17 protein-coding genes are annotated in these 13,811 nt (G+C 42.3%); 7 read left to right on the top strand and 10 right to left on the bottom strand.

What is annotated here, in order from left to right; all coding sequences use genetic code 11:
* The first annotated feature begins 6 nt into the window (after positions 1 to 6).
* A complete protein-coding gene (locus ACGTNI_RS15700; protein ID WP_085505600.1) occupies positions 7 to 279 on the top strand; it encodes a spore morphogenesis/germination protein YwcE in 273 nt (90 codons plus the stop codon).
* A gap of 49 nt (positions 280 to 328) precedes the next feature.
* On the opposite strand, the gene ACGTNI_RS15705 is transcribed toward ACGTNI_RS15700, so the two are convergent.
* The 9 genes from ACGTNI_RS15705 to ACGTNI_RS15745 all read right to left on the bottom strand — a co-directional run bounded on the left by ACGTNI_RS15705 (position 329) and on the right by ACGTNI_RS15745 (position 8,524).
* Positions 329 to 547 carry a cytochrome C oxidase subunit IV family protein gene (locus ACGTNI_RS15705; protein WP_085505601.1) on the bottom strand — a complete coding sequence of 73 codons (219 nt, stop codon included), beginning with the start codon at positions 545 to 547 and terminating at the stop codon, positions 329 to 331.
* Positions 548 to 566: 19 nt separating this feature from the next.
* Complete coding sequence (gene qoxD, locus ACGTNI_RS15710) at positions 567 to 932, bottom strand: cytochrome aa3 quinol oxidase subunit IV (RefSeq protein WP_085505602.1); 366 nt, start codon at positions 930 to 932, stop codon at positions 567 to 569.
* Between the two features lies 1 nt (position 933).
* On the bottom strand, positions 934 to 1,539 hold the full coding sequence (gene qoxC, locus ACGTNI_RS15715) for a cytochrome aa3 quinol oxidase subunit III (protein WP_085505603.1): 606 nt from the start codon (positions 1,537 to 1,539) through the stop codon (positions 934 to 936).
* A 1-nt stretch (position 1,540) separates the two neighbouring features.
* A complete protein-coding gene (gene qoxB, locus ACGTNI_RS15720) occupies positions 1,541 to 3,475 on the bottom strand; it encodes a cytochrome aa3 quinol oxidase subunit I (RefSeq protein WP_394463688.1) in 1,935 nt (644 codons plus the stop codon).
* Positions 3,476 to 3,501: 26 nt separating this feature from the next.
* On the bottom strand, positions 3,502 to 4,440 hold the full coding sequence (gene qoxA / locus ACGTNI_RS15725) for a cytochrome aa3 quinol oxidase subunit II (RefSeq protein ID WP_085505605.1): 939 nt from the start codon (positions 4,438 to 4,440) through the stop codon (positions 3,502 to 3,504).
* A 334-nt stretch (positions 4,441 to 4,774) separates the two neighbouring features.
* Positions 4,775 to 5,854 carry an FUSC family protein gene (locus ACGTNI_RS15730; protein ID WP_085505661.1) on the bottom strand — a complete coding sequence of 360 codons (1,080 nt, stop codon included), beginning with the start codon at positions 5,852 to 5,854 and terminating at the stop codon, positions 4,775 to 4,777.
* A gap of 390 nt (positions 5,855 to 6,244) precedes the next feature.
* Positions 6,245 to 7,540 (bottom strand): glutamate-1-semialdehyde 2,1-aminomutase, encoded by a 1,296-nt coding sequence (locus tag ACGTNI_RS15735; protein WP_394463689.1) that lies wholly within the window; start codon positions 7,538 to 7,540, stop codon positions 6,245 to 6,247.
* Positions 7,541 to 7,687: 147 nt separating this feature from the next.
* Positions 7,688 to 7,777, bottom strand: a complete 90-nt coding sequence (locus ACGTNI_RS15740) for a YjcZ family sporulation protein (protein ID WP_085505607.1) — start codon at positions 7,775 to 7,777, stop codon at positions 7,688 to 7,690.
* Between the two features lie 93 nt (positions 7,778 to 7,870).
* Entirely contained in the window at positions 7,871 to 8,524 is a 654-nt protein-coding gene (locus ACGTNI_RS15745) for a response regulator transcription factor (protein WP_394463690.1), read from the bottom strand.
* A gap of 222 nt (positions 8,525 to 8,746) precedes the next feature.
* On the opposite strand from ACGTNI_RS15745, the gene ACGTNI_RS15750 reads away from it, so the two are divergent.
* The 5 genes from ACGTNI_RS15750 (at position 8,747) to perR (ending at position 12,010) form a co-directional block, all read left to right on the top strand.
* Complete coding sequence (locus ACGTNI_RS15750; protein ID WP_085505609.1) at positions 8,747 to 9,157, top strand: potassium channel family protein; 411 nt, start codon at positions 8,747 to 8,749, stop codon at positions 9,155 to 9,157.
* Between the two features lie 75 nt (positions 9,158 to 9,232).
* Complete coding sequence (gene bcp, locus ACGTNI_RS15755) at positions 9,233 to 9,703, top strand: thioredoxin-dependent thiol peroxidase (protein WP_085505610.1); 471 nt, start codon at positions 9,233 to 9,235, stop codon at positions 9,701 to 9,703.
* A 234-nt stretch (positions 9,704 to 9,937) separates the two neighbouring features.
* Complete coding sequence (locus ACGTNI_RS15760) at positions 9,938 to 10,891, top strand: D-2-hydroxyacid dehydrogenase (protein WP_394463691.1); 954 nt, start codon at positions 9,938 to 9,940, stop codon at positions 10,889 to 10,891.
* Positions 10,892 to 10,893: 2 nt separating this feature from the next.
* Positions 10,894 to 11,451, top strand: a complete 558-nt coding sequence (locus ACGTNI_RS15765) for a cob(I)yrinic acid a,c-diamide adenosyltransferase (protein WP_085505612.1) — start codon at positions 10,894 to 10,896, stop codon at positions 11,449 to 11,451.
* 121 nt (positions 11,452 to 11,572) lie between these two features.
* On the top strand, positions 11,573 to 12,010 hold the full coding sequence (perR, locus tag ACGTNI_RS15770) for a peroxide-responsive transcriptional repressor PerR (protein WP_176223913.1): 438 nt from the start codon (positions 11,573 to 11,575) through the stop codon (positions 12,008 to 12,010).
* Between the two features lie 102 nt (positions 12,011 to 12,112).
* Here perR and ACGTNI_RS15775 read toward each other — a convergent pair whose 3' ends face one another.
* Positions 12,113 to 12,484, bottom strand: coding sequence for a YgzB family protein (locus ACGTNI_RS15775; protein ID WP_085505614.1), 372 nt, complete (start codon positions 12,482 to 12,484; stop codon positions 12,113 to 12,115).
* Positions 12,485 to 12,623: 139 nt separating this feature from the next.
* On the opposite strand from ACGTNI_RS15775, the gene ACGTNI_RS15780 reads away from it, so the two are divergent.
* Positions 12,624 to 13,493 carry a nucleotidyltransferase-like protein gene (locus ACGTNI_RS15780; protein WP_085505615.1) on the top strand — a complete coding sequence of 290 codons (870 nt, stop codon included), beginning with the start codon at positions 12,624 to 12,626 and terminating at the stop codon, positions 13,491 to 13,493.
* Positions 13,494 to 13,811: the final 318 nt, after the last annotated feature.

Here is a 13,811-nt window from a genome sequence, read left to right on the forward strand (position 1 = left end):
CTCTAAATGGGTATTATCCTAATGTTCATGCTGCTTGCATCGATAACGCCTTTCTTATTCTTACAATTAAAAAAGACGGTTTTAGCCCTTGTACAGACAATTTTGCTTGTTGGTATGTGGCTGTACTTTTTCGAAGTAGCCTTCCAAACGGCACCGGCGGCATTTTCTATCTCATGGCTCATGTTCTATGCAAGTTTGTTTGTAGCAGAAGTGGGCTGGGTAATGTTCATCATTCGTATGGTCAAGACTTCAGGCGTGGCACAAGAGAGTTATCAATAAACTTAAAAAAGCCCTCATACCTGGTGAATCAGGTATGAGGGCTTTTCGTTTACTTTAAATGTTCTTGTACGTGCAATAATTGAATAACAGCCTGAGAGAAGGCTAGTATGGTTATCAATCCTAAAAGAATTTTAGGGGAATAATCAGCGTAAAACATTCCCCACAGGGAGAAGGCCGTCAAAATAATACAAAGGATAAACCCGAAAACGGGTTTCCAAGGCAATGCCATGGGGGCTTCGTAGTTTTTTAGCTCTTTTTGGTTATTCATACCTTTTCACCACCTGTGGTTAATGTCCGCTGTGTTCTTCCTGTTGCTCTTCTTGTTGATGGCTTCCACCATCATCATGGTCATGGGTGAAGCCGAACGACATTGTGAATAGTGACCCGGCTACGATAATAGCTGCCAGCACGAAACCGTGGAACATCATATTCCATGGTACATGGCCGCCGCCGCTTTCTCGTTCTGTCATATGCATGAACATAAATAACTGGATTCCTGCCTGGATAACGGCGAGCGTCATAATGCCAGCGACGATCCATTTAACAGGCAGGTCAGACCCAAGTGCGGCCCAGGCAGCAAGCAATGTCAAAACAATGGACAATACAAATCCGATAATATGGTTGATGGGAAAACGTTTTGAATGCTCTGCCATATTAAACCACCATCCCAATCAAATAGACACTAGTGAAAATGAATATCCAGATGACATCAAGGAAATGCCAGTACAGACTGATAATAAAGACTTTCCTGCTTGTTACTGTAGTCAAACCGCGTTTGGCCAGTTGAATCAAGAGTAACACTGCCCAGCCGATACCTAATGTCACGTGGACTCCATGGGTGCCAGCTAGTGTATAGAAGGCTGACCAGAAAGCGCTGGACTGCAGCGTGGCACCTTCATGGGAGTAATGAACAAACTCATATATTTCAAACCCTAGAAAACCAAGTCCAAGTATCAGGGTAATAATCAGCCATGTCATCAGACCTTTCACAGATCCTCTGCGCATATGATGAATAGCTATCCCGCAAGTGAAACTACTTGTAAGCAAAAGGAAAGTCATAACAAGTACGATCCCTGGTTCAAACAACTCACCTGGTACTGGTGCATCTGCTGTCCGCCCGTATAGCACCGCATAAGTAGCGAATAATGTGGAGAATAACACTACTTCTGCAGCCAGGAATATCCAAAAGCCGAGAATGCTCATTCGTCCTTCCTGTGTGCGATATTCTAATGGACCGGATTTCAATTCATGTGCGCTCATGTTATAACCCCCTTGCTTCGCGTTCAATGCGCTTAATTTCATCTACTTCAACATGATAACCCTCGTCATAATCAAATGAGCGTATTCCCATCATGATCAGGACACCGACAAGCCCGATCACTGCCAGGGTAATCCATTCAAATATCAGAGCGAAACTGGCAAAAGCAGCGATGGCCATCATGATAATCGGCTGCCCTGTATTGCTTGGCATATGAATCGGCTCGAGTTTTTCTTCCTCGAAAGTTGTTTCGCCTTTTTCCTTCATGTCTAAGAAAGCATCGTACTTATCTGCATGAGGTACAGTAGCGAAATTATAGAACGGTACAGGTGTCGGTGTCGCCCATTCAAGGGTTCTTCCATCCCAGGAATCCCCAGTTTTTTCGCGTTCGCTGTTCCTGTAGCTGTAGTAGATATTGAATACGAATATAGCGAATCCAACTCCCATTCCAAATGCACCGACTGTTGAGATGACATTTAACGGCATCCACTCTGGAATGATATAGAAGACACGGCGCGGCATTCCGTCTAAACCAACGAAATATTGCGGGAAGAAGGTAACATGGAATCCGATGACGAAGAACCAGAATGCCAGTTTCCCGATCCGTTCATTTAGCTTGTGCCCAAACATTTTCGGATACCAGTATTCCAGCCCCGCAAAACAAGCAAAAACTGTTCCGGCAATCAATACATAATGGAAGTGGGCAATTAGGAAATACGAGTTGTGAAATTGATAGTCAGCTGCTGCCATACCGAGCATGACCCCGGTGACACCACCGAGAACAAAACTCGGAATGAATGCGAGCGACCACATCATTGGTGTGGTGAACTCTATTTTTGATTTATACAGCGTTGCCAGCCAGTTAAAGATCTTCACTCCAGTAGGTACAGCAATCAACATCGTTGATACTGAGAATACAGAGTTAACGAAAGCTCCGGAACCCATAGTAAAGAAATGGTGTACCCAGACAAGGAAACTTAATCCGGCAATCAAAATCATCGACCAGACCATGGCATGATACCCGAACAATCGCTTACGTGCAAAGGTCGCGATTACTTCAGAAAAGATACCAAATGCCGGTAATATGACGATGTAAACTTCCGGGTGGCCCCACATCCAGAATAAGTTGGCCCACATCATCGGCATCCCTTCACCGGTTACTGTAAAGAACTGGGAACCGAAAATACGGTCGATTGTTAGCAGTGCTAAAGCAACTGTCAAAATCGGAAAGGCAAAAATAATAATGAAACAAGTGACTAGTGTAGACCAGGTGAAAATTGGCATTTTGAACAATTTCATTCCTGGTGCACGCATTTTAAGAATCGTCACCATCAAATTAATCCCTGTCGCCAGCGTACCAATACCCGAAAGCTGTAGGCCCATCAAGTAAAAGTTTTGTCCTGGTCCAGGACTCATAGCTGCCCCTGATAATGGTGTGTAACTTGTCCAGCCGGCGTCAGGAGAACCACCAATAACAAATGATATATTGAACAACATGGCTCCAAAAAAGAACGACCAGAAGCTCAAGGCGTTGACAAAAGGAAACGCGAAATCACGAGCCCCGATTTGCAGCGGAACAATGATATTCATTAATCCAATCAAGAAAGGCATAGCCATAAAGATAATCATGATCGTTCCGTGAGTCGTAAAGATTTCATCATAGTGCTGGGCGTTCAGGAAGTTCATATTTGGAAACGCCAGCTGTATTCGCATCATAAGGGCATCCATGCCCCCACGGAATAACATCGCTAACGCACTTAAAATATACATAATACCGATTTTTTTATGATCAACGGTTGTCAGCCACTCACGCCATAGCCATCCCCACCTTTTAAAATAGGTGAGTAGAAAAATGACGGCACTGGTAACCAATACAATGGAAACCATTCCACCGTATACGAGTGGTTCACCGGTTACGAAAAATTCATCTAACTTCATAGATGTTCACCTGCTTTCTCTGATAACTATTCATGCTTGTCATCACCTTTAATTTCGTTTTCCAGATGTAATAGTTCCTGGTAGGCATCTCGATGACGTTTAATCGCATAGTCGCGCCCATCATTCGTACCATGGTCTACCCACTCCAGATGCGTATTGGAAAATACCATCTGCTCGTCCATGACACTAGGCGCAAGCAGTTTGTCATATTCTTCCTGGGTCAGTTCAGGTGCCTCGTCCTGGGTTTCTTGTACCCAATCATTAAACTCTTCTTCCTCTTGGGCGTGAACCTTAAATGTCTGTTCCGTAAAGCCTTCTCCATTGAAGTTTCCATTACGGCCGTCGTAGGTGCCAGGCTCATCTGCCTGCAGGTACAGGGTGTTTTCCATCCCGGCCATATTATATTTCTGGCCGCCCAGTTGCGGAATCCATAACGCTGCCATGGAATCTGCTGATGATAGTCGGAACTCAATCGCCCGATCCGTTGGGATATGAAGATAATTCACTGTCTCAATATCCTGTTCCGGATAACTGAAGAACCATTTCCAGTCTGCTGATGTAGCATAAATGACCAGTGGCTCTTTATCCGATGATGATTCCGGGGGTTTTTCTAAATCGAATAAGGTTGTAACTGTTGGTACAGATAAGATAATAACGATAATGAGAGGTATAACTGTCCAGACTATTTCAATTGCCGTATTACCATGCAGGTCAGGGTCATAATCTTTATCGTTTCGGCCAGGCCGATTACGGTACTTGATAACCATAAATGCGAACAGAGCAAAGACGACAACTACAATCCCGAGCATAAACCAAAGGGAAAATACGATCAGATCTTTTTGGCTTTGTCCGACAGGTCCTTTTGGGTCAAGGACTGTCAATTCACTGCAGCCGCTCAACAAAAAGACTAAACTCAGCGGAAGCAATGCCAGCCATTTTTGCAAATGGGGTCTTTTATGTCTCATGAAGCCAAACACTCCTATCAATCTATTATTTCTACTGTGTAAATAGTGAAAACTAATAATACGTGAAGTGAATTATAGCACCCTAATAACCTTTTTCGTGAGGATTAACTAATTTGTAATTGAATGTTCAATTTTTTGTGGAATTTTCGACACAAAATGTTCAAACCTTAAGGGAATATTAGAAATAGTGGGAGAAAAAGGAAGGATTTAAGGAAAAAGAGAGGACGGGACTGAATTGTCACTAATTACAAAAGACGAGCACATTCTTTTTAACCGGTACACGTTCATAAAGAAAAAAGCTGCCGAGATGTTCTCGCCAGCCTGTTCACATTTATTATCGGGCTCGTTTTTGTTCAAACATACTTCGGTGACTTTCATAATGAAATCGTTGATAGCTTTTAATAATGCGCTTCAAGTGTTCCAGGTGGTAATGGTACTCCATTAGCTGAGCAGCCAATGGGAGGAAAATCAGTTTATCATGGTCATGATCATCTTCATAGATATGGATCAGCTGTTCCACCAGCTTAGGAATATCAGGAGTTTCTGACTCTCTTAGAGATTCCTTATGGGTTTTACGGATACGCCCCATCAGGCTAAGCATCAGTTTTTCATGGGCGTGAATAACCTTATCCAGTTCGGAGACCAGCACTTCCTGAAAGTCTTTAGGGATATGGTCGATATCACCTTCAAGACGATGGAATGCTTTCAATACATCGTATGATTTCTTCGTTGTTGCAATCAGCTGCCGGAATAGTACCATTTTGCGTGCTTTTGTAAATCTGTTTTTTCTTAAGTAGGTACGTTCTTCTTTATACAGCAGATAAGTTTGGTCGATATAGCGCAATTCGTCCTGCAGTCTATTCATTTCTGTCTTTAAGGCTGGCTCGTCTGATAAATGATGGGTAGTAACCCGCAGCCATTGCAGAATATCGCTCGTGTTGCGATCGATTTGCCGGAACAGATTGGTTTCATATTTAGGAGGTACAAATGCCAGGTTTACAACAAATGCAGACAATATACCAATCATCAAGGAAACGATGCGTGCACCCGCATATGGCAGGAAGGCCATATCGGTCGGCTCCATTAACACCACCACTGCCACTAACGCAAAGATAATCGTATTCTCATTCATTTTCAATTTCATATTAAGAGCGATGACCACGATGATGGAAAAACCAACGATAAATGGGCTGTCCCCTAAGGTATAGACAGTAATTATAGCGACAGCGGCCGCAATGATATTCGCTTGTATTTGTTCAATAACAGTTTGAAACGAACGATAAATAGAGGGCTGGATTGAAAAAAGGGCAGCAATTGCTGCGATCACCTCATTAGTCAGCTCAAATAAAGAAGCGACATAAATCGCTACTGCCACAGCAAGCCCAGTCTTCATCATTCTGGCACCCAGCTTCATCGGCATCACCTTTCTAAACTACTGCTTCTTTATTACCACCTTAAGGTATTTAATGAAGAAAGTGAAACAAAAAGGTGAGCGTATGAGAGGCAAGGTAATTATAAAAAAGAAAGACTTTTGCATGGAATGCAAAAGTCAGGAGTGTTTCAGCACGGAGTTGAAACAATATGAAAAGGGAAGGAAATGAACAATTCTCGCGCAAATCGTGAGAATTTTCAGGAATATAATATTATATTATCATAATCATACTTTCTTAGCAATCACTCTTCTTTTAGTATTTAGCTAATGCCTCTTAGTGGAGAAAAATTTAAAATATCACATAACCATGCTTATTACTGGCAGGAGATAATAGAAGAGCCCTCCGCTTTTTTATACAGAGGGCTTAAAAGATTAATCGTTTGCCATCGTTTTAAAAGTTTCTTCTACAGCCGTAAGTGTCTTATCAATATCTTCATCTGTATGGGCTGTAGTCAGGAACCATGCTTCATATTTGGATGGTGCAAGGTTGATACCTTGATTAAGCATCAATTTGAAAAAGCGCGCGAACATTTCGCCGTCTGTGTTTTCTGCCTGCTCATAGTTTTCCACTTGTCCGGTTGTGAAGTAAACAGTCAGTGCACCTTTGAGACGATTGATAGTTACAGGGATATTGTATTTTACAGCACTGCGTCCTATCCCTTCTTCCAGCTTGGCACCTAATCGATCCAGTTCTTCATACACACCTTCTTCCTGCAATACTTCCAGACAGGCGATCCCTGCTGACATAGAAGCAGGGTTTCCGGCCATAGTACCAGCCTGATAGGCAGGACCAAGAGGAGCGACTTGCTCCATGATATCCGCGCGGCCGCCATAAGCTCCAATTGGGAGGCCGCCGCCGATGATTTTCCCCATAGCGGTCATATCAGGCTCAACTCCTACCAGTTGCTGCGCACTTCCATAAGCAAAACGGAAAGCAGTGATTACCTCATCATAAATTACTAATGCTCCTGCTTGATGTGCCAGTTCGTTCACTTGTTGCAGGAAGCCGGGCTTCGGTTCGACAATCCCAAAATTCCCGACAATCGGTTCAACTAAAACGCCAGCGATTTCATCCCCCCAATGTTCCAGTGCTTGCTTGAATGGTTCGATATCATTGAAAGGAACGGTGATCACATCTGCTGCGATAGAAGCTGGCACCCCGGCTGAATCAGGAGTTCCCAACGTGGAAGGACCTGAACCTGCAGCTACCAGTACCAAGTCGGAATGGCCATGATAACAGCCAGCGAATTTAATGATTTTATTACGGCCGGTGTATGCCCTTGCTACACGAATCGTCGTCATTACTGCTTCGGTACCTGAGTTCACAAACCTGACCTTATCCATAGAAGTAATCGCTTCTTTTAATTTACGTGCGAATTGATTCTCTAAAGAGGTTGGTGTGCCATATAGGACGCCATTTTGGGCAGCTGTGGTGATTGCCTTCGTAATATGGGGGTGTGCGTGCCCGGTGATGATGGGGCCATAAGCGCCAAGGTAATCGATATATTTATTGCCATCCACATCCCAGAAATAAGCGCCTTCTGCACGTTCCATGTAAATCGGTGTGCCGCCGCCGACACCTTTGAAAGAACGAGAAGGAGAATTTACTCCTCCGACAATATGGTGTAATGCTTCTTCATGTAACTGTTCTGATTTTGAAAAGTTCATCGTAAACCTCCCTGAAATAATTCGTTTATCATTGTAGCATGGGATGGCGAATGTCGATAGCAGTAACCAGAACGTATGTAAAAAGACTACCCGGTATGATGGAGCGAACGGGTAGTCTTCCTGAGAATTGAGTTAACTTATTTGATTTTAGTATACATATGCTGCGCCAACGATAATCAAAAGGATGAACAACACTACAATCAACGCAAAGCCATTGTTGTAACCTCTGTAACCCATTCCTTCCACCCCCTTTTGCGCGTTTACAATATATTATGAAAAGGGGGACGAATTGGGATGTGTGTTCATCCCTGGTATGGCGGGGAGAGCGGGTCATTTCGGGTTGAACTTATATCCTTTGCCACGGACGGTTTGGATGGCGTTTTCTAATCCGATCTGGGATAACTTCCTTCGCAACCTCGTCATGTTGACGGATAATGTATTATCATCCAACTCTCCAATGTTGTTAGTCAGCAGCTGTAATAGATACTGACGTGTTAGTAGCTGAGAGGGACGTTCTATAAATGCTTTCATGAGGAAATATTCTTTTCTAGTCAGGGACTGCTTTACCCCCTGGTAGTCAATCTCCATGGGACGCAGTTTCAGCTCGCTCCCTTTGTCACTTGCATAAACTCTCTTTAAGGTCCGTTCTATTACAGCCTGCAAAGGAATGGCGTTCAAGGGTTTACTCAAATAACCATCTGCGCCATTTTCTAATGCAATTACTTGTGACATCTTATAAGAGGAATCCGGCATCAATAATATGGGGCACTTGCCTAGGGCTCGTATTTCTCTGGACCAAAAGAGGCCATCAAATGCAGGGGTCCCAACCGCTATTAAAACAAGGTGAGGTTCATAAGCGGTGAACTCAGCCGGAATTTTATCATAATCGTTGGCAAGAAATGGCTGATAGCCGCTTTCTTTTAACGTTTTGACAAGGAAAGAAGCGACTTGCTCATTATTTTCTATAATATATATACGTTTCACGTTCCGTCACCTCTTGTACCTCTGTTTAATTTAAGTATAATGCTACTGGTAATAAATAGCTATTCACGTGATTGGTATTGCCTATACCTTTTATCGGTCCTGAAGCTTCATTATTTAGAAGAATATGTAAATGTTTTCGTCGCGTTAAACTACGTATAGGGGAGCGGGGGAACCGCATAAAGTTTAAGAGGCAGTATTCCAAAGGGTGGGGAGTAGCTATATATGGTCGAAATAGTTATATTGCTGTTCATCGTATTACTCATCATAGTCAGTTTGACATCGTTTTTTCGTGAACTTATTTCAGACAACCATCATTTTTCATTGACTGTGTTTACCGGCCTGCTGGTTTTATATCTCATCGTCATGACTGGCTTCGGAATCATTTATTTTCTTCTATCTATGAACGGCATTCCTTTGTTAGCGGGAGGCGGCCTACAGCAGGAAGCTTTACTTGATCGCATTGGACAGGCGATCTATTTCAGCGGCGTAACGCTGTTGACAGTAGGTTATGGAGATATTATTCCGATAGGTTGGGGGAGACCAATCGCTTTACTGGAAGCATTGATTGGTTATACCATACCTGCAGCCATGTTTGTCCGTGTGTTTTATGATTCACAGCATAAAGTCGATTGAGATTGGAAATTGAGTATCCTTTCCTGTAATCTTAATGATAGAAATGAACATTATTTATAGGAGGGGATAAATTTTATGAGTGTGGAAGTTGGTAAAAAAGCACCTGATTTTGAATTAGAAGCAAGCAATGGTGAAAAGGTCAAGCTTTCAGATTACCGTGGTAAGAATGTCGTTTTATATTTTTACCCGAAGGATATGACACCAGGGTGTACCACAGAAGCTTGCGACTTTCGGGATCATCATGAAAGCTTTGGCGACCTGGATGCGGTCATCTTAGGTGTCAGCCCGGACCCGGTCGAGCGCCACGAAAAATTCATCGACAAACATGATTTGCCTTTCCTGCTTCTTGCAGATGAAGACAAGCAGGCAGCAGAAGCGTATGACGTGTGGCAGCTAAAGAAAAATTTCGGTAAAGAATATTACGGAATTGTACGCTCCACTTTCATTATTGACAAAGAAGGAAATCTCGTTAAAGAATTTCGGAAAGTGCGAGTGAAGGGGCATGTGGAGGCAGCACTCGAATATATCCGGGAAAACTTATCCTAGTTTAAACGCTCTATTTTTTAGAGCGTTTTTTCATCGTTATGGGTATATGCGCTATACAAATAAATCGGGAGGACATAAAGTAAAGTATCAACCGAAAACCTCCCCTTTACTGGAGGCATCACTACAAGTGATGTCTCCATTTTTTATTTTCGTTACAGGAAAGTGATTTATTTTTGTAAATTGCGATAATTCAGCTAAAATAGAAACAGGATCAGTGGAGGAGGATGTACATATATGCTAGTGCTTTCAGCTATAAAGAATGTAAAAGAAGATATCCGTAACAGGCTTGAAGCTGATTATCCAGAGTTGGACTTTTCCTTCTGTCATGGTATTGAAGAAGCAAAAACGAAATTGCCGGAAGCCGAAATATTCATTACTTATGGGGAGGACTTAAACGACGAACTGATCAAGCAGGCCAAAAAACTGAAATGGATCATGGTATTATCGGCAGGAATGGAAAAAATGCCATTCAAGCAGATTGATAAGCAAGGAATATTAGTGACGAATGCGAGAGGAATTCATGCGATTCCAATGGCAGAATATACATTTACTATGCTGCTTCAAGTAGCACGTCAAGGGAAAAAGGTAATCGCCCACGAACAAGCCCATGTTTGGGACCGTAAAGTCGTGATGAATGAGATTACAGGTAAGACACTGGTGGTACTCGGGACAGGAGCCATCGGTCAGGAAACAGCCAGATTGGCGCAAGCGTTTCGAATGAAGACTATCGGGGTATCAAAAACAGGAAAACTTAAACCTTACTTCGATGAAACCTACCCTTCTGATAATTGGACACATGTATTAAATAAAGCGGACTTCGTAGTTGCCGTTATGCCAAGTACACCAGAAACGATTGATTTCGTTAAACTAGAACACTTTGAGAAGATGCCTGCCCACGCAGTTTTTCTGAATATGGGCAGAGGGGATCTCGTTAAAACGGAGACAGTATTAGAGGCGGTTCGTAATGGAGAAATCGCTCATGCAGTACTTGATGTATTCGAGGAGGAACCACTTCCGGAAGACCATGTTTTGTGGGAGGAAGAAAATATTACAGTGACCCCCCACCTGTCTGGGGTTTCGCCGCAATATCAATATCGAGGTTTTGATATTTTTCGTGATAACTTGGAACGCTATCTACAAGGGCAAGAGAAATTTATTAATAAAATTGATCCAAAACGGGGGTATTAAGGGTGAGGATATATACACGTTCAGGAGATAAAGGAACCACATCATTGATTTACGGAGATCGAGTACCTAAAAATGACTTACGTGTTGAAGCATACGGGACATGTGATGAAGTCAATTCGATGATAGGACTCGCGATGAGCCATTTGAGGCGGGAAGAGTGGGACAGCAGTGATAAATTCAAAGCATTTATGAAAAAAGTCCAGACTATTCTTTTCCATGTTGGTGCGGAACTGGCGACACCAAAAGGAAAAGATGTAATGTGGCAGTTGAAGGAAGAACATATTAAAGAGCTGGAAACCTATATTGATGAGTGGGAAGAAGGGTTGACACCGCTGAAAAACTTCATTCTTCCATCGGGACACGAAGCTTCCTCCGCTTTTCATGCTGCACGCACGGTAGCACGGCGTGCGGAAAGGACAGCCGTGGCCTTGGGCGATGAATTGAACAATCCATTGGTTGTCTCCTATCTTAATCGTTTATCTGATTTGTTATTTGTTGCAGCGCGTTATGTCAATCATCAATTAGGTGGAGAGGAGACTCCGCTACAAGCAGACGTATAGTAACGGGAATCTACAATATACGTATATTGACAATAATAGTAACGACGAGGTACACTATTTATAAAGATTATTATTTAATAATATTCTAAAATTAAGTCAACGGAAAGCGAGGTGCATGGCGGTGTCTGATAAAAGACTGCAAGAAGCGATCGTAACATTGAAAGACTCTGGTGTGCGAATCACGCCTCAACGTCATGCGGTGCTTGAATATTTGCTTAACTCAATGACTCACCCGACAGCTGATGAAATCTATAAAGCGCTGGAAGGAAAATTCCCTAATATGAGTGTTGCCACTGTATATAACAACCTGCGGGTATTTAAAGATATCGGCCTGGTCAGGGAGTTAACATATGGAGATGCTTCCAGCAGATTCGATTGCAATACCACGGAGCATTATCACGTTATTTGCGAATCCTGTGGTAAAATCGTCGACTTCCATTATCCAAGCTTAGATGAAGTGGAGTCTTTAGCTGAACAGGTGACAGGATTTGATGTAAATAATCATCGCATGGAAGTGTATGGAATTTGCAGCGACTGCCAGTCGAAAAACGCACACTAATCTTATCATAAAAAAATAAGCCTCATCCCTTTTGTCGGGGATGAGGCTTATTTTGTGATTCTAATTCTATATAATATGATGTGTCCGTCACACCAAAGATGGCTAGTTCTGTTCTTCTTGTTTCTGAAATCGTTTGGAGTTGTATTTCTCGTCAAATTCTTTTCCTTCAAGGGATTTATCCAAAGTTAAAGGCTGCTTGCAATGCATACATGCATCGACCCTTCCGAGCATTTTTGTCGGCTTGTCGCAATTCGGGCAGATGATTTGGATTGTCTTCGTCGATAACATGCCAATCCAAAAGTAAACCACGGTACTGAGGCCGATTGCTGCCATTCCAAGAATCATGAATATGATCATCAGCCATTCCGTCTGTTTGAATAATAAACCTATATACATGATACCAAATCCGGCAAATACCAGCGCAAGTGCGAACGTGCGGATTTTATTTATCTTACTGCTATATTGTAACCCCACTGGTGACCCTCCTTCGTGCTTTCAAAAGGTAGTATAGCATAATTTTAGCAGGGAATTACATGAAGAAAAGAGGATTTTGAACAAATTTATCGAATAATTGTTTGTGACCTACTATAAAAAACCGCTGGGGGAAAGTACAATGGAAGATTTATTACGACCCATCTATCAAGAACGCGCAAGTCTGCCTAATACACTCGGCGTCTTGATCATGGAGAAGAAAAAACCGATCAGTCCGGTTACGGACAATTTTGATGTCATCCTCTTAATTATAGTAAGAGGTGCTGATGATCCCTGGTATGTGAAACATTATGAATTCGAAAATAAAACAGCGGCCATGCATATTGTAGATGAAGAACTATTGAAGGAATGGGTGGAGACAAGTGGATATCGAAGAGCAGTAGAATGGGTTATCAATGGCAAGGTGATTTTTGACCGCAATGAATATATGGAAGAATTGAAGGCTAAGCTCAATGACTTCCCACAGGAAACCCGTGATTTAAAAAAGGCGATTGAATTCGCTAAGTTGATCAGGAGCTACAGTGAATCCAAAGATCTATATGAATCCGGGCAGTATCTGGATGCATTCAGCCGTATGGTTCATTCCCTGCATTATTTGGCGAGGCTAGCTATTATTGAAAAAGGGTTTCATCCTGAAGTAACGGTGTGGAACCAGGTACGGAGAATCGATGCGGAAGTGTATAAATTATATGAAGAACTTATTCAAAGCGGTGAACCGACAGACAAACGTGTGCAGTTGATGCTGCTTGCAGTTGAACATTCCATTAGCATTCGTGCAAAGAACAGCGCAAAACATTTATTAGAGCTTATGCAAGAAAAAGAAGATGCATGGACTTTTGGTGAGTTGAAGGTCCATCCGGAGATTCAATTATATGCCCTTGATCTATCGGCGATGATTGAGTATTTAACAGAGAAAGAACTTTTGGAGGTAGAACTCCACGATACAAAAGGACCGGAGATTTACCATCGTAAGTATAAGGTGAAAAACTAAACTTCATCGCTCTGCAATCCGCTTTCTTTGCGCATTATAAAGAAAGCGGAATTTTTATTTGAAAAGCTATTGACGATAAAAAAATGCCATGGTATATTATTAAACGTCGCGTTAAGAGAGCGACACACCACAAGAAAGAAAAAATAAATCATGAAAAGTTGTTGACATAAAAACAACCACATGATATATTGATTAAGTCGCCAATTTGAGCGGCAAAACAATTTTGATCTTTGAAAACTGAACGAACCAACCAGTACGTCAATACAATTTCTTCATTATATGAGGAAATGAACAACGCACTTTAGCAGTGCAAGAGTC

The sequence above is a fragment of the Thalassobacillus sp. B23F22_16 genome (genome assembly GCF_043496955.1).
Lineage (GTDB): Bacteria > Bacillota > Bacilli > Bacillales > Halobacillaceae > Thalassobacillus > Thalassobacillus devorans_A.

Excerpts from the sequence above, each read along its gene's own strand:
- ACGTNI_RS15780 (WP_085505615.1), top strand. The coding sequence starts at position 12,624 with ATGGAAGATTTATTACGACCCATCTATCAAGAACGCGCAAGTCTGCCT.
- qoxA (WP_085505605.1), bottom strand. The coding sequence starts at position 4,440 with ATGAGACATAAAAGACCCCATTTGCAAAAATGGCTGGCATTGCTTCCG.
- ACGTNI_RS15705 (WP_085505601.1), bottom strand. The coding sequence starts at position 547 with ATGAATAACCAAAAAGAGCTAAAAAACTACGAAGCCCCCATGGCATTG.
- ACGTNI_RS15760 (WP_394463691.1), top strand. The coding sequence starts at position 9,938 with ATGCTAGTGCTTTCAGCTATAAAGAATGTAAAAGAAGATATCCGTAAC.
- ACGTNI_RS15735 (WP_394463689.1), bottom strand. The coding sequence starts at position 7,540 with ATGAACTTTTCAAAATCAGAACAGTTACATGAAGAAGCATTACACCAT.
- ACGTNI_RS15730 (WP_085505661.1), bottom strand. The coding sequence starts at position 5,854 with ATGAAGCTGGGTGCCAGAATGATGAAGACTGGGCTTGCTGTGGCAGTA.
- qoxC (WP_085505603.1), bottom strand. The coding sequence starts at position 1,539 with ATGAGCGCACATGAATTGAAATCCGGTCCATTAGAATATCGCACACAG.
- ACGTNI_RS15740 (WP_085505607.1), bottom strand. The coding sequence starts at position 7,777 with ATGGGTTACAGAGGTTACAACAATGGCTTTGCGTTGATTGTAGTGTTG.
- ACGTNI_RS15750 (WP_085505609.1), top strand. The coding sequence starts at position 8,747 with ATGGTCGAAATAGTTATATTGCTGTTCATCGTATTACTCATCATAGTC.
- bcp (WP_085505610.1), top strand. The coding sequence starts at position 9,233 with ATGAGTGTGGAAGTTGGTAAAAAAGCACCTGATTTTGAATTAGAAGCA.
- ACGTNI_RS15700 (WP_085505600.1), top strand. The coding sequence starts at position 7 with ATGGGTATTATCCTAATGTTCATGCTGCTTGCATCGATAACGCCTTTC.
- qoxD (WP_085505602.1), bottom strand. The coding sequence starts at position 932 with ATGGCAGAGCATTCAAAACGTTTTCCCATCAACCATATTATCGGATTT.
- qoxB (WP_394463688.1), bottom strand. The coding sequence starts at position 3,475 with ATGAAGTTAGATGAATTTTTCGTAACCGGTGAACCACTCGTATACGGT.